At 30.5% G+C, this 21,412-nt stretch carries 17 protein-coding genes and 1 riboswitch; of the genes, 4 read left to right on the top strand and 13 right to left on the bottom strand.

Annotated elements, in window-relative coordinates:
• Positions 1–242: 242 nt before the first annotated feature.
• The 4 genes from NQ543_RS04865 to NQ543_RS04850 all read left to right on the top strand — a co-directional run bounded on the left by NQ543_RS04865 (position 243) and on the right by NQ543_RS04850 (position 4,584).
• The gene (locus tag NQ543_RS04865) at positions 243–1,502 is read left to right on the top strand and encodes a methionine gamma-lyase family protein (protein ID WP_004610032.1); all 1,260 of its coding nucleotides are present in this window, start codon (positions 243–245) and stop codon (positions 1,500–1,502) included.
• A gap of 140 nt (positions 1,503–1,642) precedes the next feature.
• Positions 1,643–1,801 (top strand): six-cysteine ranthipeptide SCIFF, encoded by a 159-nt coding sequence (gene scfA / locus NQ543_RS04860; RefSeq protein ID WP_083784286.1) that lies wholly within the window; start codon positions 1,643–1,645, stop codon positions 1,799–1,801.
• Positions 1,802–1,867: 66 nt separating this feature from the next.
• Positions 1,868–3,253: a thioether cross-link-forming SCIFF peptide maturase gene (scfB, locus tag NQ543_RS04855; protein ID WP_004610034.1), complete on the top strand. Its 1,386-nt coding sequence runs from the start codon at positions 1,868–1,870 to the stop codon at positions 3,251–3,253.
• Positions 3,253–4,584, top strand: a complete 1,332-nt coding sequence (locus tag NQ543_RS04850) for an aminotransferase class V-fold PLP-dependent enzyme (protein ID WP_004610035.1) — start codon at positions 3,253–3,255, stop codon at positions 4,582–4,584. The genes scfB and NQ543_RS04850 overlap by 1 nt, the downstream gene beginning before the upstream one ends.
• A 131-nt stretch (positions 4,585–4,715) precedes the next feature.
• Here NQ543_RS04850 and NQ543_RS04845 read toward each other — a convergent pair whose 3' ends face one another.
• The 13 genes from NQ543_RS04845 to NQ543_RS04780 form a co-directional block, all read right to left on the bottom strand.
• The gene (locus tag NQ543_RS04845; protein WP_004610036.1) at positions 4,716–5,462 is read right to left on the bottom strand and encodes an SDR family NAD(P)-dependent oxidoreductase; all 747 of its coding nucleotides are present in this window, start codon (positions 5,460–5,462) and stop codon (positions 4,716–4,718) included.
• Positions 5,463–5,482: 20 nt separating this feature from the next.
• Positions 5,483–6,040, bottom strand: a complete 558-nt coding sequence (gene efp, locus NQ543_RS04840) for an elongation factor P (RefSeq protein ID WP_004610037.1) — start codon at positions 6,038–6,040, stop codon at positions 5,483–5,485.
• Positions 6,041–6,350: 310 nt separating this feature from the next.
• On the bottom strand, positions 6,351–7,040 hold the full coding sequence (locus tag NQ543_RS04835; protein ID WP_004610038.1) for a radical SAM protein: 690 nt from the start codon (positions 7,038–7,040) through the stop codon (positions 6,351–6,353).
• Positions 7,041–7,042: 2 nt separating this feature from the next.
• The gene (locus NQ543_RS04830) at positions 7,043–7,525 is read right to left on the bottom strand and encodes a QueT transporter family protein (RefSeq protein WP_004610039.1); all 483 of its coding nucleotides are present in this window, start codon (positions 7,523–7,525) and stop codon (positions 7,043–7,045) included.
• Positions 7,526–7,594: 69 nt separating this feature from the next.
• Positions 7,595–7,641, bottom strand: a riboswitch (PreQ1 riboswitch).
• A 590-nt stretch (positions 7,642–8,231) separates the two neighbouring features.
• The gene (locus NQ543_RS04820) at positions 8,232–9,158 is read right to left on the bottom strand and encodes a site-specific integrase (protein ID WP_039904287.1); all 927 of its coding nucleotides are present in this window, start codon (positions 9,156–9,158) and stop codon (positions 8,232–8,234) included.
• A 63-nt stretch (positions 9,159–9,221) separates the two neighbouring features.
• Positions 9,222–12,197, bottom strand: coding sequence for a type I restriction endonuclease subunit R (locus NQ543_RS04815; protein ID WP_148344858.1), 2,976 nt, complete (start codon positions 12,195–12,197; stop codon positions 9,222–9,224).
• Positions 12,198–12,284: 87 nt separating this feature from the next.
• On the bottom strand, positions 12,285–14,228 hold the full coding sequence (locus NQ543_RS04810; protein WP_004610042.1) for a restriction endonuclease subunit S: 1,944 nt from the start codon (positions 14,226–14,228) through the stop codon (positions 12,285–12,287).
• Positions 14,229–14,432: 204 nt separating this feature from the next.
• A complete protein-coding gene (locus tag NQ543_RS04805; RefSeq protein WP_004610043.1) occupies positions 14,433–15,626 on the bottom strand; it encodes a restriction endonuclease subunit S in 1,194 nt (397 codons plus the stop codon).
• Positions 15,626–17,230: a type I restriction-modification system subunit M gene (locus NQ543_RS04800; protein WP_039904294.1), complete on the bottom strand. Its 1,605-nt coding sequence runs from the start codon at positions 17,228–17,230 to the stop codon at positions 15,626–15,628. The genes NQ543_RS04805 and NQ543_RS04800 overlap by 1 nt, the downstream gene beginning before the upstream one ends.
• Before the next feature lie 1,061 nt (positions 17,231–18,291).
• Positions 18,292–18,918 (bottom strand): transposase, encoded by a 627-nt coding sequence (locus tag NQ543_RS04795; RefSeq protein WP_004610046.1) that lies wholly within the window; start codon positions 18,916–18,918, stop codon positions 18,292–18,294.
• Positions 18,919–18,971: 53 nt separating this feature from the next.
• Positions 18,972–19,841, bottom strand: coding sequence for an IS3 family transposase (locus NQ543_RS04790; protein WP_004610047.1), 870 nt, complete (start codon positions 19,839–19,841; stop codon positions 18,972–18,974).
• Positions 19,842–19,858: 17 nt separating this feature from the next.
• On the bottom strand, positions 19,859–20,161 hold the full coding sequence (locus tag NQ543_RS04785) for a transposase (protein ID WP_004610048.1): 303 nt from the start codon (positions 20,159–20,161) through the stop codon (positions 19,859–19,861).
• Positions 20,162–20,259: 98 nt separating this feature from the next.
• Positions 20,260–21,066 carry a reverse transcriptase domain-containing protein gene (locus NQ543_RS04780; RefSeq protein WP_004610067.1) on the bottom strand — a complete coding sequence of 269 codons (807 nt, stop codon included), beginning with the start codon at positions 21,064–21,066 and terminating at the stop codon, positions 20,260–20,262.
• Positions 21,067–21,412: the final 346 nt, after the last annotated feature.

The raw sequence follows: 21,412 nt of genomic DNA, 5'->3' as shown, positions 1-21,412 counted from the left end.
TTAATGAGCAAATGTTATAGGAAATTTTTTAATAAAATAATATTGTATGAAATAGTTAATCTATCTATTTAATATTAATTTAGCTTTTTTAACTTGTTCATAAAAATACAATAAACCTATCAAGTTTATTATGACTATCGATAATATTTCATAAAATATATTATTTACTTTCATAGATAACAACACAAATCAATAATATTCGTGTATAATAAACGATGAATTATTTATAGGAGGTTTTATATTTGATACTCGAACAAATTAATCCAGATTTACTAAAATTAGCTAAGGAATCTGATACAGTTTTACAAGATATCTATAAGGAAATTGATGCGGTTTGTCTAGCAAATTCTAACCGTATATTATCTGCATTTATTGATAATAAAGTTTCTTATTCTGATTTTAGTGATATTAATGGATATGGAAATTATGATGAAGGAAGAAATAAATTAGAAAAAATTTTTGCTACTGTTCTTGGTTGTGAAGATGCTTTAGTACGCCCACAAATTATGAGTGGAACAAATGCAATTTATTTAACACTTTCTGCTTTATTAAAACATGGAGATACGATGATTTCATTAACTGGAGCTCCATATGATTCTTTACAAGAAATGATTGGAATCAGTGGTAATTCTAGTCTGTCTTTAAAAGCAAATGGTGTTAAGTATGAACAGATTGAATTGATTAATGATGATTTTGATGATGAAAGTATTATTAATCGATTGAAAGAGAATAATGTTAAATTGGTAGAAATTCAAAGATCAAGAGGATATTCTCATCGTAAATCACTTTCTATTTCTAAAATTGAAAGAATTATTAATACGATCCGTACAGTTAATCAAGATGTTATTATCATGGTAGATAACTGTTATGGAGAATTGGTAGAAACTAAAGAACCAGGACATGTTGGTGCTGATATCGTTGTTGGATCATTAATGAAAAATCTTGGTGGTGGAATTGCACCAACAGGTGGATATGTTGCTGGAAATGAAACATTGATTCACATGGTTGCTGAGCGTTTAACTGCTCCGGGAATTGGAAAAGACTTAGGCGCAAATTTTAATTTAAACAATACTTTTTTTAAGGGAATATTTATGGCCCCTAATGCTGTAAAAAATGCCTTAAAAACGGCTGTATTTACAGCATATATGTTAGAAAAGCTAGGATATTCTAATGTGTCTCCTCGCTATGATGAATCTCGTACTGATATTATTCAAACTTTAGAACTTAAAACTAAAGATAATTTAGTCAGTTTTACTCAAGGTATTCAACAGACAAGTCCGATTGATTCTTTTGTTCATGTTTTACCGGCACCAATGCCTGGGTATCCGTTTGATGAAGTTATGGCTGCTGGTAGCTTTACCCAAGGTAGTACAATTGAATTAAGTGCTGATGCCCCGGTTATTGAACCGTATACATTATACTTACAAGGTGGTTTAACATTTGAATATGGAAAGCTATCGATTTTACTAGCACTATCAAATATGAAAAATAAGTTGGATTAAAATGATTTTCTCGTTTTTTTAAAATGGGAATAAGCTATGGACTTTTTGTTATAAAAATGATAAACTTTAACCGAGATATTATTCAATAATGTATAAAATATCGATACCTATAAAAATCATAAATTAGGAGGTTTATTATTATGAAACACATTATGACTCTTGAAACTCGCAATCTTTGTGATAGCGCCAAAAACGGTGGTTGTGGTGAGTGTCAAACATCTTGTCAATCTGCTTGCAAAACTAGCTGTGGCATTGCTAATCAGAAATGTGAAAACACAAACAAGAAAAACGAGAAGTAATTTAAATCAAAAAATAATGCCGCCAACTTGGCGACATTTTTTATATTATAAAGGAGAAATTAAAATATGATACATCAATATAAATTAGGTGGATATAACATCGTACTTGATGTTTGTTCAGGCTCTGTTCATGCAGTTGATGAAGTAGCTTATGAAATGATAGCTAAGTATCTTGATAAAGATAAAGATACATTAATTTCAGAAATGAAAGAACTTTATAAAGATCGATTGGATATTAGTGAAAATGATTTGTATGAATGCTATCAACAAATCACGGAACTTAAAGATGCCGGAAAACTTTTTGCTGATGATACCTTTGAATCGATGGCTGGAACTTTAAAAGAAAAAACATCAGGTGTTGTAAAAGCCTTGTGTCTACACGTCGCTCATACTTGTAATCTTAATTGCTCGTATTGCTTTGCAAGTCAAGGAAAATATAAAGGTGAACGTGCATTAATGAGTTTTGAGGTTGGTAAACAGGCTCTTGACTTTTTAGTTGAAAACTCAGGAACTCGTCATAATCTTGAAGTTGACTTTTTTGGTGGTGAACCATTAATGAATTTCCAAGTGGTAAAAGATTTAGTGGCTTATGCTCGTTCAATTGAAAAAGAAAAAAACAAAAATTTCCGTTTTACCTTAACAACAAACGGAATGTTAATTGATGATGAAGTTATTGAATTTGCTAATCGTGAATGTAGTAATGTAGTATTGAGTTTAGACGGTCGTAAAGAAATCCATGATCGTTATCGTGTGGATTATGCTGGCAAGGGAAGTTGGGAAAAAATTGTCCCAAAATTCCAAAAGCTTGTTGAAGCCCGTGGTGGCAAAGACTATTATATGCGTGGTACCTTTACCCATGCAAATCCCGACTTTTTAAAAGATGTTCAAACTATGTTAGATCTTGGTTTCCGTGAACTAAGTATGGAGCCGGTTGTAAGTGCAGCCGATGATCCATCTGCCCTAACTAAAGAAGATATGGAAATTGTAAAGGATCAATATGAAAAACTCGCTGAACTTATGTTAAAGCACGATAAAGAAAATGATCCATTCACTTTCTATCATTATATGATTGATCTTACTAGTGGTCCTTGTATTTATAAAAGAATCTCTGGGTGTGGTTCAGGAACTGAATATATGGCAGTTACTCCTTGGGGTGATTTATATCCTTGTCATCAATTCGTAGGTGATGAAAAATTTAAATTAGGTGATATTTGGAACGGTGTGACAAATCATCAAATTCAAAATGAATTCGCTTCATGCAACGTTTACGCCCACCCAGAATGCAAAGACTGTTGGGCAAGACTTTATTGCTCAGGTGGTTGTGCAGCAAACGCATATCATGCTACCGGATCAATTACCGGTGTCTATGAAGCTGGCTGTGAGTTATTCCGTAAAAGAATGGAATGTGCAATTATGGTAGCCATCAATCGAGCTTTTTCAGGAAATGAATAATGAAAACACCAATTCATGATTTTATCGTTAGTTATAATAAGCAAAATCCCAAACGATTTCATATGCCTGGTCATAAAGGAGCTTCCTATTTAGGGTTTGAGGCTTACGATATCACTGAAATCGTTGGAGCGGATAGTTTATATGAAGCCCATGGCATCATCAAAGAAAGTGAATTAAATGCAAGCAAACTTTTTAATTCACGAACTTTCTATTCAACGGAAGGTTCTTCACACGCTATTCGTGCGATGTTATCACTGACTTTACAATATGCCAAAGAAAAATCTAAAAATCCTTTAATTTGGGCTGCAAGAAATGCACATAGCACATTTATTAGTGCTGTTGCTTTATTAGACTTTTCAGTAAAGTGGTTATATTCGCCCCATAATACGTATCTATCTTGTCTAATTGAACCAAATACACTCGATAATGCGTTAAAAAAAGCTAAACAATTACCTGTGGCTGTTTATATTACTTCACCGGATTATTTAGGTAATCAAGCTAAAGTTTTTGAATTAGCAAATGTTTGTCATAAATATGATGTCTTATTACTAGTAGATAATGCACATGGCGCTTATTTGAAGTTTCTTCCTACTTCATTGCATCCAATTGATTTAGGTTGTGATATGTGTTGTGATTCAGCTCATAAAACACTTCCCGTATTAACTGGCGGAGCCTATCTGCATCTATCAAAAAATCGATTATCTTTTTTGGATAGTGATGTAAAAGAAGCTTTTCGATTATTTGGATCTACAAGTCCTTCTTATTTGATACTGCAATCTTTGGATTTAGCGAATGTATATTTAGAACAACTGACAAATAAATTAACTGATTTTATTCCAATTATTGATACTATGAAGCAAAAGCTTATCGAAAATGGCTATCAGCTTATTGGTAATGAACCACTTAAATTAACAATTGCTACAAAGGATTATGGATATAGTGGAAATGAATTTGCTGAACTATTAACAAAGCAAAATATAATTGTGGAATTTTTTGATCCAGACTATGTTGTTTTTATGTTAACCCCTTCACTTAAAGAAACGGATATCCAATATTTAACTGATTGTTTAATAAAAATTCCTCGTAAGCAAGCAATTAATATTTCACTACCTCAATTTTCTTATCCGACTGTATCGATGTCAATTCGTGAAGCTATGCTTTCACCTTTTGAAACATTACCCATTGATAAATGTGTTGGTAGAGTCTTAGCAAAAGCTTCTGTTGGTTGTCCACCGGCAGTTCCGATTTTAATTTGTGGTGAAGTAATTAATGAAAAAGCGGTTGAATGTTTTAAATATTATGGAATTCTAAGCTGTCACGTAATAAAATAACTTTAATTAAAGGAGTACTATACAATATTGTGCTCCTTTTTAACTATCCAAATTTTAAAGTATTCTCTCTAAAGGAAAAAGGCATAGACGACTTGCTCGACTATGCCAAATTTATAAATCTTAAACAATTTTTAACAGCTTCCCTTTTGTCCACCATCAATACGAATAATCGTATTATTGATAAAATTTGCTTCATCACTAATTAAAAACTTAACTAAATAAGCTACTTCTTCTGGTTTACCATAACGGTTAACCATTATTTTTTCTGTTTCTTCCTTTAAAAACTCTTCATCATATCCATCCAATTCATTTTCAGTACCAATGAATCCTGGGGCAATACAATTTACATTAACATATGGTGCAAATTCGAAAGCCAGATTATGCGTCATTGAAATTAACGCTGCTTTACTTGCATCATAATCAATGCACATTGGATAATAAGTATTAATCCCATTAGTCGAAGAAATATTTATTATTCTTCCATATTCTTGATCGATCATATGACGATATACTCGCTTACTACAATTAAATGCCCCTACTACATTTACATCTAATGTTTTTTTAAATTCATCAGCATTTTTTAAATGAAATAAGTTTGATAAATCAATTGCAGCATTATTGATTAAAATATCAACACCACCAAGTTTTGCTTCAATAGTAGATATCATTTTATCTACTTCATTTTCCTTAGAAACATCACATTGAATCGCTATACATCGTACCCCATAATCCTTGATAATTTTATCTTTTAATATTTCAGCTTCTTTTTTTGATGTTAAATAATTTATAACAATATCATAACCTTGTTTTCCAAGTTCTAAGGCAATTGCCTTCCCAATTCCCTGAGCTCCACCTGTAATTAATACAACCTTATTCATAATTTTAAAAAAGAGCTTAATTAAGCTCTTCCTGCATATTTACCATCAGCTGTAAACACTACAATTTTTTCTCCAGGTTCAATGAATTGAGGAACTCGTAATGATAATCCAGTATCAGTAACAGCATCTTTTGTTTGGTTAGATGGTGCTCCTTTGATTGCTGGATCTGTTTCTACAACTGTTAATTCCACTTTTTCTGGAACTGATACAGATAATAATAATCCTTCAAAGAACATTAATGATACCTCTGAACCTTCAATAATATAGTATTTAGTATCCCCTACTTGTTCCTCTGCTAATTCATATGTTTCATATGTTTCCATATCCATAAAATAATATGTACCATCTGCTTCATATGAATATTGTGCTGCTTTTCTAGAAATGTTTGCTGCTTCAAACTTTGTAGAAGCATTAAAATTTCTTTCTTGAATTGCACCAGTTTTTAAGTTTCTCATCTTTGTTTTTAAGATAGCCGCTCCTTTACCTGGTTTTACATGTTGAAAATCTAAAACTTGACAAGGATCACCATCAACAATTAAAGTTAACCCTGTTTTAAAATCACCTGCTAAAATAGCCATACATTCAACTCCTAATCTAAATATTTTTTACATACCTATTTTATCAATTTTATACTAATTCCTCAAGATACAATGTGCTAGTATTCTTGTTTTTCTTTAGTAAGTTCTTTAATATAGCTTCTTCTTTTAATCTAACCATAAGTTTCATTAATAAAACAACCATATTTTAACGCTAATAAGATATAATTGTCATAAAGAAATATTAATAATTCTTTTAAAGAAACCACCAATATACAATCCACTATTTTTTTAGTCTAAAGAAATTATGCTCTTGGTATATGTCTATCAGTATTTAATTTATATCTAAATTTTAATCTCCAACCCCAAAATCAGTAGGGATTCCTAAATAATCATATTTTCTATTATTTTTTAAATCATGATATTCTTCATCAAACCATTTTATTAATTCTTCATCTCTTTTTATTGGTGTAGAATTATTACGATATATATTAATTGTTCCATGATCAAAATATTTGGTTAGTATTTCAATATCTTTTCTAATCATCTCTTTAGTTTGACCTTGGATACCTACCATTAAACAAGGTGAATCAAAATCTTCTAATATTTCTTCGATTTTATCAAAATGAATATTTTTATTTAAAACATTGTTTCTCATTTCATCATTAAAAGTTTCGATACCAGTTTTTACGATAATCTCTATTTTAAATTTTTCTCTTAAAGCTTTTATCTTCTTTTTATATAAATAATGAGCTTCTATATATAATCTCTTTATCTTTTTTTCACCAATAATTTTATATATTCTTTCTATTGTTTCATCAGGTAATTCAAAAAAACTACCTGAATTAATAACTTCTAATACTCCATATTGACCAGTTATCTTATTCAATACTTCATCATTAATCTTCTGATTTTCTTTTTGATCAACGTCGTTATCTTCAATATAATCACAAAACGAACACTTACCCCATATACATGGTCTTGACTTTAATAAAACTATTTCTCTTTTATCTTTTTCTAAGATATGACTATAACGCTCCATAATTACTCCTTAATATATTCTATAAACTTAACATTCTTTTCTAATCGTTTAAAAACAACTGTTCCTAAATATAATACAATTGCTTCACCAATAAAAACATACAGTGCATTAATTAAATAAGGGATATGATAAACTAAACACAATTCCCCACCAACAATTGATCCTGTTGCTATTGATCCAATTAAAGCCGAAAGATAAATATTCGTTACTCTATTCATAAAATAGCATACAACTAATGTACTTAAAGGACCAACAATCCAATCAATAACCCCTAAAGGTGAAGGAATATTTGCTATAAAGCATCCTATTGCTAGCCCTGGTATTAGTTTTTTGTTATAAAACGCTAATAATACAACAATCTCTGATAACCTTAATTGCAATTCTCGATATGCCAGTGGTTGAATCATCAAAGTTAACACTGCATAAATAGTAGCGACCATTGCATTTAAAGTAATCATCTTAATTAAATCTTTTCTTTTTTTCATTTTCTTACCTCTCCAAAATTACAGTTTGAAGCCAAATAATAATAAAAAGTGGCAAAGCCACTTTCATTATTATTCTTAGTTTTTTATACTGGGTTTGGCTTTCGAACCAGTTTATTTAATTCTATTAAAGTTTATTAAAATTTTAATTATTTGTCAACTATCAAAAATCTAATATAATGTAGCAAATAGTTCTCCTACAAAAACCTAGAACCATGATACTATTTTTTCTACATATAAATAAACTGACAAAAATGAAAATATGTATTGTTGTGTAGTTAATCCAAAGAACATTGATTCTGTGTAATTTCGTATTTCTTAATTAATTTTTTACCTTTCAATATAAACAGTATCGCCTTTGACTTGATAAAAAACTATATAGTATTTTAACTTTAATATTTGACTTGAAATTTCAGTCGTAGCTTGATATTCTTTTAAAACTATTAAATCATATCAACCACTTAATGCTGATGAAATAAAGCTCAATGCATTTTGTATATCACTATAATAATATTTTCAATCATCTTAATAATATCAATTCAACATAATGAATATAATATTAATTGTACAATATCATTGTGTTCTAGTATTAAACAATATAATTTATTATTTATCCTTGAATAGCTTTAAAAATCTGCCGTTCATAATTTTTCTTAAAATTAATCTCTATTTACATACTATCAGTGCAAGCAATTTTCTATTTTATTAATTATAATCCTGATAATGTTCTCATTACGAGATCAACATCTTTATTTTCAAGTTCTTGTATAATATGTAAATATGTTTTTTGTGTTGTTGTCATACTAGCATGACCTAATCTCCTTGCTACACTGGCAATCGATACACCTGCAAATAATAGCAGTGAAGCATGTGTATGTCTTAAACCGTGAATAGATATTATTGAAATGCCACATTCTTTACAATGCCTTGTTAAAACATCATTAACTGTCGAATTATATATTTTATTTTCACCAACAAAAATAGGCTTATCTTTTGGCAATGTTTTAATGAGTTCAGAGAACTTAACTACAATTTGCCAGTCAATTTGTATCTTTCTTACAGATGATTTGTTCTTTGTTGGTAAAAAACCTCCTTCTCCTTTATAATCCCAGGTTTTACTAATAGACAACATTTGTCTTGAAAAGTCAAAATCCTCCGGTGTAATTGCTAAGGCTTCTGAAAATCTCATTCCTGTTTTGGCGACAAGTAAAATAAACCAATCCCAATTCACAGTTTCTTTTAAATCAAGATTTGCAAGTAAGGTATGTAGCTCAAATTGATTTAAAAATTTAATTTTCTTTACCTTAGGTGTCTTACCCTTAATAATTGCTTTTCTGGTAGGATCTCTACTTAACAACCCCTCATCAATTGCATCTAAAATTGCCCCTTTTAATTGATGATGAAAATCTAGTGTTGTTTGCCTTTCATGTTCCTTAGCATAATCATTTAAAAGTTGTTGATATGCTGTTCTAGTCAATTCCTTTATTTTTAAATCAGGAATAAGTCTTTCAACCCATTTATGTGTCATCAAATATTTTGCCATTGTCGCATCTCTAATGGCACCTCTTTTATATACCTCTATCCATTGTTTATAATATTCACAAAATAAAGTTTCCTTGTTTATATCGTTTAACATAAGCGACCTCCATCTACCAATTGCCCACACTGATATAGACAAAGAAACTTTTATTATATTTTTTTAACGTATTATAAGTGGCTTTATTTCTTCTTCCATTAATTTTCTAAGTTCAGCCATCATCTTAGAGTAATATTTAAATTTTGGAACAGTCTTTTCTTGAGATTGTTTATAACTTGCAAAATTTGCTGTTTCCTTAATTGCACTTTCATTTGGAATCACACCATTTCGATAATGAGTGGCTGCATATTTTACTTCCTCTTCAGATACATACCAAGCATCACAAAAATCGTTAACTACTTGTTCAATACATTCTTGCTTAGTACTTTCGATAATATTCAATATCGACTGTCCCCGATATTTATTTTCATCTAATTCAATTTCATAAACAATATTAGCCATAATATCAGCAACTTTAGAATTATCTTTTCTTAATTCCTCAATATATTGTTTTACTTCATCAATTTTCTTTTGCCTTATTTCAAATGTAATTTCTCCATCTGCACTGTCTTGATTAACAATATTTTGAATTAAGTTGATGATATATTCATAATCAATTTTAGTATGACTGTATGCCATCAGTTCATAATCTGAATCAATAACTATATTTGCAGGATCATCACCTTTATCAATATTTGACCTATACTCTTTTAACTCTTCTATTACATTATAATAATGTGCTGCATAATTATCATATTCTTCCTGAGTTATCTTATATTCGTCTAACATAGAATCATCATAACAAGTAAATGACTTTAATTGAGCGAATAATCTATCAAAATTCTGAAAAATCTTCGCAAACATTTCCTTTTCTTTAATAGACATATTTACAACTTCTTCAGGTGTACTTGCAAATGCTCTTAAAGTTGTTAGCGCTTTTCTAAAAGCTGATTCAATTTCATCCCATTCTGCCATTAAAGCATCTTTTGTACCACCAGCAGAATATAATTTAACTGCAGTATCAACTGCTTCTTTAAAAAGTATCGGTGCCTGGAACGTTACAATTTGTCCATAAGTTTTATTTTTATCAAAGATACGATTAGTTCTTGAAAATGCTTGAATCAAATCATGAGGTCCCATTGGTTGTCTATCAATATACATCGTAGACATGCAAGGTGCATCAAATCCAGTCAATAGTCTATCTACTACGATAACTAAATCAAGTTGCTCACTTCTACTTTTATATTTAACCTTTTTTCTTGCCAGACGATCATTTAAATTACTATTATAACTTTGAATTTGAGACATATCAAATTTTGTTCCAAACATTTTATTATAGTCATTCAATGATACTTTCATCTTATCTTGATTTACAGTTGATCCTTCTTCATTTTCTGATACAGAATATGTAATTGCAAATTTAGGAAAATCAGGAAGAACCTGTTTCATTTTTTCATCAATAACAAGATCTGTTTCTCCGTTTTTTACTTTTTTCAAAAGTTCATAATACTTTTGTGCCATCTGAATTGAACTTGTAGTTAAAATTCCTTCATAAGTCATTCCTTTTCCATTTTGAAAACCAAGTTTATGATATGATTTATTTAAAATAACATCTAAAACTTTTAACATATGTACTTCGTTATCATACATAGCCACATTCGTTTCATCAATCATATTTTTTGGCCCGTTATGCTCCACTTGAAATCCAAGTACCGCATTATCATGAATAGCATTTTGAATAGTATATTTATGCAGACATTTGCCATACAATTTTTCTGTTGTCCTAGGTAAATCACCCAATTTTGGATAAGGATTTTCCGCAAATCTCGGTGTTCCTGTAAATCCATACCACATAGAATTACTAAAAAATCTTTCTATTTCTCTTTTTGTAGTTGGACTTACTGCTCGATGGCATTCATCAACAACAAAAGCTATTTTTAAATTTTTTATTTTTTTATATTCTGGTGTATCTTCCTGCAAACGTTTTGTAATCAATCTTTGAAGCTTTTGTATTGTTGTTACAATTACTTGTCGATCACTAGATTTTAACTTATTTTTTAAATCATTTACATTACTTGTTTCGTCAACATCAATTAAATCATTATTTGCATATGCCTGAAATGCCAGGGTAGTTTGAGCATCAAGATCTTTTCTATCAATCAAGAAAATTGTTTTATCGAGTGATGGAATATCCATCAAAAGATTTCTTGTAGCTTTATATGAGGTTAATGTTTTCCCTGAACCTGTCGTATGCCATACAAATCCTGAATTACCTATTTTAGAAGCATCACGAATAGCCTCAATTGCATGAATCTGATACGGTCTTAATAAAATCAATCGCTTAGACTCTTCATCAAGAACGGTATATCTAGCAATCATCTCGTGGGCTTCTGGAATACGAAGAACACATCTTGCAAAATCAAGATAATCACATACTGGATTATTATCACTATCAAGCCAGCCACTAATAAATTTAGGGTTTAATTCGGTATCACTAGCTGCAGAAAAATACTTTGTATCTACACCGTTACTAATAACAAACATCTGAACAGCAGAAAAGATTCCGGTAAACTTCCCCTCACCAATATATTTCTTAATTTGCCAGAAACCATCCATATAAGAATGTTGTTTATTTTTAAGTTCAATATGAATCATTGGTAAACCATTAATCATAAGGGTAACATCAAAACGACGATCTCGTTCAGGTATATTACTTCCATCAGTATCTAAAGCACGATATTGATTGATAACTTCATACACACTGCTGCCTCCAGCAATATGCTCATGATTCATAACCACAAGATGTAACTTTTCTGTATTCCTTTGCACATGAACCATCACTTTACCATTTTCACCAACCAGCCATTCTCCAGCTTTATAAAAAGAAGAAAACTGTAACTGGTTTTTCACCTGATCAAATTCAGCATCAGAAAGACCTTCACCATTCAATCTATCTTTGTTATTTTGTTCCAGTATATATTTGAAATTCTTCCAAAGATCTTCTTCTGTTTTTAAATCCTTCCTGTATGTCCACTGAGATTCTCCGTAAACCAGTTGATCTATCAATTTTTGTTCTATTAATGCTTCTAATTCTGGCATAATCATCATCTCCTTTGTTACTAAATCTGATTTCTAAAAAAATTAATTTATTAATATATCTCTAATAAATATCCAATAATCATATGTTCATTTATTGAACTTAAATATAAATGTACAAAATATATTTAAATATAAACATCTGATTTTTAAATAAAATATTACAATTATAGTTCCATCTATAATACCAAAAATCAATTCAATTTCCAATTCTATTACTTTAATAAATCGTAATAAAATATTCACATAGAAAATACAACTTATTTTTCTTCGCTTAAACAATAAAATGATACTTAGAAGTATACATTTTTGTAATTTAACACCTATTTTTATGAACTTACACTGTATCGAAGTATTTACCTTTATTTTTGTACAAACTATACACTCCCACTGGTGAAGAGTAATTAGGTTATCGAGGTTATAAAAATATTTTCCAATAGCTGCTTGTTCAACTTTTGATTTTGGATATATAATAACCGTATTTTGTAATGATACCTTTGAAATTGAAGTAACCTTTATTCCCTGCATTAGTGGTAATAGTTGATTGTGATAGGAAGTAGAATTCATATAATATCCAAGATATCCAAAAGCAAATTTTTGTAATGGACGGTAGGGAATTGTATGAAGTCCTGAAATGACATATTCGTCACTCAAACCTGCTATTTCAGTACACTTTCCAACCGTTTCATCTTCTGCAGTGTCTGCAATAATGATATCACCATTTTTCAAAAATGACGACTTATATTTATCAAGAACAGTCTCATCCACGATCATAGGAAGTCGCTCCGATTTTATATCTAGCACTTCACCAAATTTCACCAAAATATCACCATAGTGAACATTCATAGCAACCCCACTATCATAAGATAAATCAGCTCTTGAGAGTGTATTATTTTGCATGCTAACAAATATTTTTCCCAGCTTACGCTGTTCCCAAGCGTACACTATATTTTTTCTAGAAATCATACACTTCCACTGGTGAAGAGTGATGAGGTTGTCTAAGGCCTCAAAATAATTTGCTATTTTAATCTGTTCTTCCAATTTTGGCATTCTTATTATACATTCACACAACTTATCATAATAAAAATATAATCGAACGCTACCCTCTTGTAAACGTATAATCCAATTCTGGAAATCTTTTGTTTTAAACCATTGCCATAAAAAAGGGTCATAAACTGAATCGACAGTCTGAAACACCTCATAAAGTGAACTTATAATCACGTTTTCAGTTCCCTTATAATAACCTATTGATCCTATATTTATTCTTGCAGGATTATATGCAAATGAATTTTTAGATACAATATTATAGGCTCTTCTATCAGTATCTTTCATATACCCAAACTCGTCATGCGCTTTATTTTGTGGTATAAATCCATGTTCGTTTGTTATTGCATATGGTTCTAAATTTAAATTATTTTTATTCTTTTTTCCAGATAAAAATGTGCAATCTCCAAGCTTACGCTGTTCCCAATCTATTGTTAAAAAATATTTGTCCAATAATATTTTTCGCTGGTGAAGAGTGATGAGACGATCCAACTCATCAAAATAATTCCCAATCTTGCTTTGTTCAAATAGGGAAGGAATCATAATTTTAATACTTTCAACATCATTTGCATTATATGATGGCAATGCTCCAACTTGAACTAATTTAGTCAAATCTATCTTTGCAAACTCTGCTTTTGCAAAGTTTATATCCCAATATTCTTTATTCAATGAATAAGCCATGGTATTATTATCAAACAAGAACGGAAAACGGCATAAACGCTTACGATTAAGCATTACTGCTGCTCCAACCTTTGCAAAATACATTGCTGGTACATCATTTAAAGGTGACCATTTTTTTCTAGCAATTTGCTCTTTAGTGACGTAATTATTTGAAACAGTCATTTCAATTTCATTACCTTCTAAATTCATATCTGAAACCTTATAAAAAGGAATTCCTTCTTTACCACCTTGTTCGCTGTTAGGAAATCCAACTCCAGAACTTGCTGATCCTATTTCTCCCAGCTTACGCTGTTCCCAAACAAAAGTCAAAATTTTAAATTCATGCGATTTTTTTCCTAAATAGTCAAATGTATTTAATGTAAAATTTTATTTTTATTAATAAAATCTATTAAAAATGATATTGTTGGCTTTTGGTGATAAACATCGTAAGCCATTAAACATTTAAACCTTACTAATGAAAATTCAAGATATCAGAAATAGAAAAATTTTGATATCTTGAATTCATATTTTTTTCTATACAAACATATTTTGAAGCATGAATTTCTTCATATTTTTTAATTCATCACACTTACGTTGGTGAAGAGTGATGAGATTGTCAAGATTTGAAAAATATTGTCCGATTTTAGTTTGCTCCAATTTTTGAGGCGTTAATACAGGAAAGTTTACAAGTATATTTTGATTTAAATGTTTAATAGTTCCACCAGTTGCTCTTTTTTTTACATAGTCTAGTAAAAACGGTGCTTTTAGATATTGAAAGAGATATTTATTATCTATCTCCAATTCATTTTTGATTTCAATATTGAATATCCCTGCATTAAGTGTCGCAGGCATTGATAATCCTTGAACTAACGCAACTTTTCCAAGAGTTCCGTCTTTTGTTATCAAAATACTTCCATTTTTTATCTGTATATTTTTATCCTGTTCGTATCGTTCTTTGTTAACAAAGTAACAAGTAGAATAGTTAATCGATCCATCAACAAAGTCTGTTCCCGTGATAAGCATGTAATCGCCGTTTTCCAAAAACTCTGATGTTCGTAAATTTTGCCATCCAATTCTTGCATGCATTGTAGCAATCTCAGATAGCTTACGCTGTTCCCAATCATCAGTAAACCCATCAAATCTAATTTTAGGAGCCTTTTCACCATTTTGTGGAAACATATTTTGAAGCATATATTTTTTTAATTTTTTGATTTCATCGCACTTACGCTGGTGAAGAGTGATGAGATTGTCAAGATTAGCTAAATATTGTCCTATTTGTTCCTGTTCATCAATACTTTTAGGTAACAAAACATCAAATTTTGAAAAAATGGAGATCCAATGTCGTTCATGACTAACAGGCAAATAACCGATACACTGCAATACATTATAAGCACAGTGCATATTGTCGTTAGGATTATTTAAACTAAGTAATTTTATCGCAGAACTCTTAACTTTAAAAGGAAAATCCACATAATGCGAAGAAGTTGTAAAGTCGTCAAAAATGATTACAGGATTTCTCCCACTTGCTTCTTTTATACCAAATTGTTCATTTGTATAACCCAAAATAAAACTTTGTCCTGCAGTTAAAACCGGTATATTATTTTTCTCATCATAATCAGTACTTTCAACAATATATGCTTGTGGTTGCTCATATTTGAATATTTCTCCCAGCTTACGCTGTTCCCAATCATCATTAAAACCTTTAAATCTGATTTTAGGCTTTTTCACTATAATCCCTCCTCAACCATCTTAATGTACTCATTTAAAGATGCCATTATGCTTTCATCAGTGCTGGTTAATTCATGTAATAATGATACAAAATCATTTTGTACTTTTTGAATTTCATCATCTGTTTGTTTCATTTCTGTTAAAAGTGCATTAATATCAACAGGTTCTTCTTTTTCAAAGTTATCTACATATCGAGGAATATTTAAGTTGAAAGCATTCTTTTCAATATCTTCAAAACTGGCAAGATAAGATTCTTTATCAACAGTTTCTCTTTTCATATATAAATCTATTACAGATTCAATATGTTCATCTGTCATTTCATTTTGTTTTTTTCCTTTGTTAAATTTCTTAGACGCATCAATAAATAGTACATCTCGTCCATCTCTATGCTTTTTCAAAACAACAATACAAGTTGGAATAGATGTATTGTAGAATAAGTTTGCTGGTAATCCAATAACAGCATAAATATTTCCTGACCGAAGTAATTTTTCTCTTATTTTACCTTCAGCAACACCTCTAAAAAGAACACCGTGTGGTAATACGATTGCCATAGTTCCACTATTTTTCAAATGGTAAAGTCCATGTAACAAGAATGCATAATCTGCTTTTGATTTAGGTGCTAATACACCAAAATCACTGAAACGTTCATCTTGTAAAAATCCAGCAGCTGCACTCCACTTAGCTGAATATGGTGGATTCATAAGAACCATATCAAAATTTGTTTCTTCATCAGTTGGCCAGTCCGCATCTAATGTATCACCATTTCTTAATTTCTGGTTTTCTGGAACAACACCGTGCAAAAACATGTTCATTCTTGCTAAATTATATGTTGAGGTCATAAGTTCCTGACCATAGTATTTTATATTTCTTGGATCCTTAGAATACTTCTTTGCATTCAAAAGTAATGAGCCAGACCCCATACAAGGATCATATACAGATAACCCTTTTTTATTCTCCTGTCCAGCAATTGCAATTTTTGTTAAAATTTTAGAAACTGCTTGAGGGGTATAAAATTCCCCTGCTTTCTTTCCGGTTTCTGATGCAAATTGCCCGATTAAATATTCATAGGCATTTCCTAAAATATCAGCATCAGTATTTAATAAATCTGCTTTATCGATTTCCTTGATTAAATTTGAAATAGTATCACTTTGTTTTTGGTCACCAGTTCCTAAACGATTAGAATATAAATCAATATCAGTAAATAAATCAGCGAATAGTGGGTTACTTTGTTCAATATTATTAAACGCTTTTTGTAAATACTCTCTGTTAAATGAATTATTTCTAGCTGCATCAGCAAAATAAGTATATGTCAAATCAGGTTCAATAACATAGTGACAAGCAGATTTGATTTCTTCCATCAACTCATCAGCACTTTCATCTTTTAATGCTTCTCGGTATTCTTCCAATGCTTCTTTTAATGATGAAGGTTTTTCATCATTGATTAGATCATATACTTTAATCAAAAAAGAATCTGATAAATATTTATAAAAGACAATTCCTAATAAATAGTCTTTATATTCATTTGCATCCATTTTTGATCGAAGAATGTCCGCTCCACTCCATAATACACTTATAAGGTCTTTACTGTTTTCTGCTTCTGCCATTTTATTTATCTCCTTCACTTTCTCTTTCAAATTCAAAACTTCTCATCAATTCCATAATCGAAGTATAATGCTATTTTTACAAATGTGCCAAGATTAACAGCTTCATCTTTATCAATCTTTGCGAGCATATCATTACAACTCCAATTACTAATCACATCTAAGTTTTAAAAATTATTCTATTAATAAAAATCTTCCACGGTTGTTGTAATCCTATTTGATGTTCACACTTTTATAAAATCCAATTATTCATTCGTTTTAATACTTATACATAAGGTATAAAACATCATTTATAGTATATCATTCACATTTCTAGCAATCAATATTATGATTAAAACTTAAGAACGGTAAGTATGAGTCTGTCACAATTAATTTTACAATTTATATAAATATTTTAAACAAGTAAATGTATTCTCAACCATTTTATCATAGATTACAAATTTAGACTCAACATTTCATTATCATGTTTCTAACGAATCAATTGAGAATTTTAAGCAGTTACCAAAAGCTTTTAAAAGAATTTCAAGAGGATTAGGTTATTTTGAATATGCCTGCAATCGACTGATATGTCCTAAAATTACAAGGCAATATTTTACCCAAAAAGAAAAGTTTATAGATATAGATAAAAATATGATTAACTAGATAAAAAGGAGCACATTTATTATTCATATTTGTGTTCCTTTTAAGCTATTTTTAAAATATCTATTAGTGAACATTCCGCTATAAAGTTTCCCTAAAGAATCAATAATCACTTCTAAATTATTTAATTACCAAAAAAATAATTTCAGTCATAGACTCTTTATAACTTTAATATTATAATTCATAATTAACTTTAATTTTACTTTTCTTCTGTAAATATTTTAAGGGGCTGTAACGAAAAGAGGTTTTTTTAAATCTTAATGAAGCGTTACAGCTTCTTTTTTTTTGTTTTGAAGATTATATTTTGGAAAATTTAATTTTTTTGCTATTTTTAATTAATTTTTGCATAAAAAAAAGCCTTTTTGGGCGCAATAAGGGTATCTGTTTCAAAATCAGTTTTTTTTTCAAGGACTTTTTGGATCTTTTTAATTTATTAGAGCTTCTTTTTTTCGCTTCTCCATCATCATTTTATGATATTTTCTAATATTAAATCCTATCGCGACCAGCATTATCTCTAATTTGACTCCAGATTCTCCTCTTCTTCTTAATTTTGAGTAATGATGATCTTCCTTCAATATCCCAAATACTCCTTCTGAATATATCTGTCTCCATTTTATGTATTCTTTTCCTGCTTCACTAGCCAGATTATTTCTTACTTCCTTCTTCATCTGATTTAATTTTTCATTATTGGTTATTTTTCGGTTCCCTTTGCTTTTTGTACACTTTGATTTTAAAGGGCATCCTTCGCAATGTTTATTTTCCAGTATCTGATTTACTTTCTTATATCGCCCTTTGGTATTGACCGTTTCTTTCACTAATTCAAATTTATATCCCTGCGGGCATATATAACTTCCATCTTCCTGCCTCATCTGAGATACCTTGAACTGATTCTTTTCTGTCTTTTTTTCCTGCTCTTTATAATATCCCGAATATTTCATATATAAATCTATCTCATGTTTTTCACAGAACATGTAATTATCATAACTTCCATATCCGGCATCTGCTGGTGTTTTTCCTGGGTATTCTCCATATGCCTGATAATACTTCTCCATAAATGGTGGTACTATGTCAAGAAAAAGTACCAGTTAAATAGAAATTTTTCTATTTAACTTCGACATTTGAAAAATTCTGATTCATAATTATTTGGACTCATATAACCGCAATGATTATGAATTCTTACTGTGTTATAAAATGTTTCAATATATTCAAATATTAATTGATATGTTTGACCATAATCCATTATTTTGAAGCGATTTAGCCATTCTCTTTTTATCAGTGAATGAAACGATTCTATACATGCATTATCCCATGGTGTTCCCTTTTGTGAATAGCTTCTTTTCATTTTTATCGTTATTTTTTGATATTCTTCACTTGTAAACTGCACTCCACGATCGCTATGGATCACAAGCGGTTTTTCAATATTTCTTCGTACTTTTGCAATATTTATTGCTTCTATTATCGATTCGGCTTTCATATCTTTAGTTAATACCCAGGATATGATTTTTCTTGAATATAAATCCATTACACTTGTTAAATAAACAAAACCCTCATCATAGGTCCAGATATAGGTTATGTCTGTACACCAGAAAGCATTTGGCCTGTCTGGATTGAATTCTCTTTTAAGCAGATTTTTTAAATCTGCAGTGAAATTTTTAGAAATCGTTGTTTTTGTCCAGTGTTTTATATAGCAGGCTTTTATTCCCATCTCACGCATATAATTACTGACTGTTTTCATGCTTATCTTTATTCCTTTTTGCCGCAGGATATAGGTGATTTTTGGTGCTCCATAAATTTCTTTGTTTTCATGATAAATAGTTAGAATCATTTCTTTGATTCGTTCTTTGTGCAGTTGCCGATGGGATTTTTTACGATGCTTCCATGATTTAAAACCGCTTCTGGAAATATTTAATATTTTGGTTACTGCTCTAATCGAAACCTTATTAGAATCGGCATCTTTATCAATATATTCGTCCAATGCTCTATAAAGAATACTTACTGGCTGTTGAGAATGTTCATAGCTTTTTTTAATATTTCAACAGCGTCTCTTAAATCCCTGTTTTCTTTTTTTAATCTTGCCAGTTCTTTAGCATCATCACTGGAATAATTACCAGAACCTCTAAATACCTTGCTTTCATCATCGCTGTTTGATGAATATTCTTTAATCCAGCGATGAATAGAACTTAATGAGATTCCAAGATTATTAGCTACTTCAGCCATGGTAAGTTCAGGATGATGCTTCCTATAATTAACAGCATCAATTTTAAATTGTTTATCGATTTGTTTCTTTTTAGCCATATAACTCTACCCCTTATTTATAATTTGATTATTGATTAATATAGATTACATCTGTTATCAGTATTAATCAATACTGTTTTCATTTTATTGACATTTCTCTATTTAACTGGACCTAAATATATACTAGCATCAAATTCATTAAGATATATATTTGATAATAATGGGCTGAGTGGCCCACCTTGGGGTACTCCTTTTGTAGTTTCTTCAAACTTATGTTTTACTATGACTCCTGCATTGAGATATTTATGTATGAGTGATATAACTCTTCCGTCTTTAATAGTTTGTGACAATATCTGTATAAGTCTTGAATGGTTGACTGTATCAAAGTACTTCTCTAAATCTAGGTCTACTGTATATCGATATCCTTCATTGGCGTATTCGACTACTTTTCTTACTGCTTGATGGGCATTTCTTCTTGGTCGGAACCCATAACTATTGTCACTGAATTGGGGTTCAAATATTGGTGTCAGTACCTGTACTATCGCCTGTTGTATGACCCTATCCGTCACTGTTGGAATTCCTAACTCTCTTTTCTTTCCGTTATCTTTTGGTATTTCTACTCTTTTAACGGCTTGTGGACTATAATGTCCCTCCATGATAAGTTTCTTTAGATAAGACCAGTGTTGTGCGAAATGCGTACGAACTTCTGCGACTTGCATTTTATCTACACCACCACTTCCCTTATTACTCATAACCCTTTGGATTGCCTTTTCTATATTGGCATCCTCCATAATTGTTTCAAGTAACTTCTCATGTACTACAAATCTATTGGTGTTCTTCGTATGTGATATCTCTTGTTTTGATGTAGGATACACTTCTCCACTATTGTCGTATTCCGTACTATCTTCATAGAGTAAGCCTAATGATAGTTGACAGTATCCTATTTTATCTTGAGTATCTTTCATTTCCAGTTCACCTCCTTATGTTCGGTCCTTCGCTAGATAACCATTACAGTTATCATCATCACTACTATGACCTCGGCTGACTTCCTAGGACAAACGTTTCCACCATGATTACATTTTCATCATGTTCCTAGGACCTCCCACGGTAAGACATAACACTTTCATCCTATGTACCCACTATCTTTACACTGCTTATTCCGTCGTACTATTGGACTTCGATTTGTTTAGCAATCTCATCCGATAAGCTTCTGCCTAAAATAGTTCGTATTCCTTGGGTCAGGACTTTGCCTCCAACTTCCTCCCGTTCACACCTTACGATGGATACCTTGTCTTCGGCTAGTGGTTGGTA

It is taken from the genome of Thomasclavelia spiroformis DSM 1552 (genome assembly GCF_025149465.1).
Classification (GTDB): domain Bacteria; phylum Bacillota_I; class Bacilli_A; order Erysipelotrichales; family Coprobacillaceae; genus Thomasclavelia; species Thomasclavelia spiroformis.
This window is presented reverse-complemented; position numbering and strand designations above follow the sequence as displayed.

Bases quoted from the DNA above. Each gene is read 5' to 3' on its own strand.
- scfA (WP_083784286.1), top strand. From the start codon at position 1,643: ATGAAACACATTATGACTCTTGAAACTCGCAATCTTTGTGATAGCGCC.
- scfB (WP_004610034.1), top strand. From the start codon at position 1,868: ATGATACATCAATATAAATTAGGTGGATATAACATCGTACTTGATGTT.
- NQ543_RS04850 (WP_004610035.1), top strand. From the start codon at position 3,253: ATGAAAACACCAATTCATGATTTTATCGTTAGTTATAATAAGCAAAAT.
- NQ543_RS04845 (WP_004610036.1), bottom strand. From the start codon at position 5,462: ATGAATAAGGTTGTATTAATTACAGGTGGAGCTCAGGGAATTGGGAAG.
- efp (WP_004610037.1), bottom strand. From the start codon at position 6,040: ATGGCTATTTTAGCAGGTGATTTTAAAACAGGGTTAACTTTAATTGTT.
- NQ543_RS04835 (WP_004610038.1), bottom strand. From the start codon at position 7,040: ATGGAGCGTTATAGTCATATCTTAGAAAAAGATAAAAGAGAAATAGTT.
- NQ543_RS04830 (WP_004610039.1), bottom strand. From the start codon at position 7,525: ATGAAAAAAAGAAAAGATTTAATTAAGATGATTACTTTAAATGCAATG.
- NQ543_RS04820 (WP_039904287.1), bottom strand. From the start codon at position 9,158: ATGTTAAACGATATAAACAAGGAAACTTTATTTTGTGAATATTATAAA.
- NQ543_RS04815 (WP_148344858.1), bottom strand. From the start codon at position 12,197: ATGCCAGAATTAGAAGCATTAATAGAACAAAAATTGATAGATCAACTG.
- NQ543_RS04800 (WP_039904294.1), bottom strand. From the start codon at position 17,230: ATGGCAGAAGCAGAAAACAGTAAAGACCTTATAAGTGTATTATGGAGT.
- NQ543_RS04795 (WP_004610046.1), bottom strand. From the start codon at position 18,918: ATGGAGAAGTATTATCAGGCATATGGAGAATACCCAGGAAAAACACCA.
- NQ543_RS04785 (WP_004610048.1), bottom strand. From the start codon at position 20,161: ATGGCTAAAAAGAAACAAATCGATAAACAATTTAAAATTGATGCTGTT.
- NQ543_RS04780 (WP_004610067.1), bottom strand. From the start codon at position 21,066: ATGAAAGATACTCAAGATAAAATAGGATACTGTCAACTATCATTAGGC.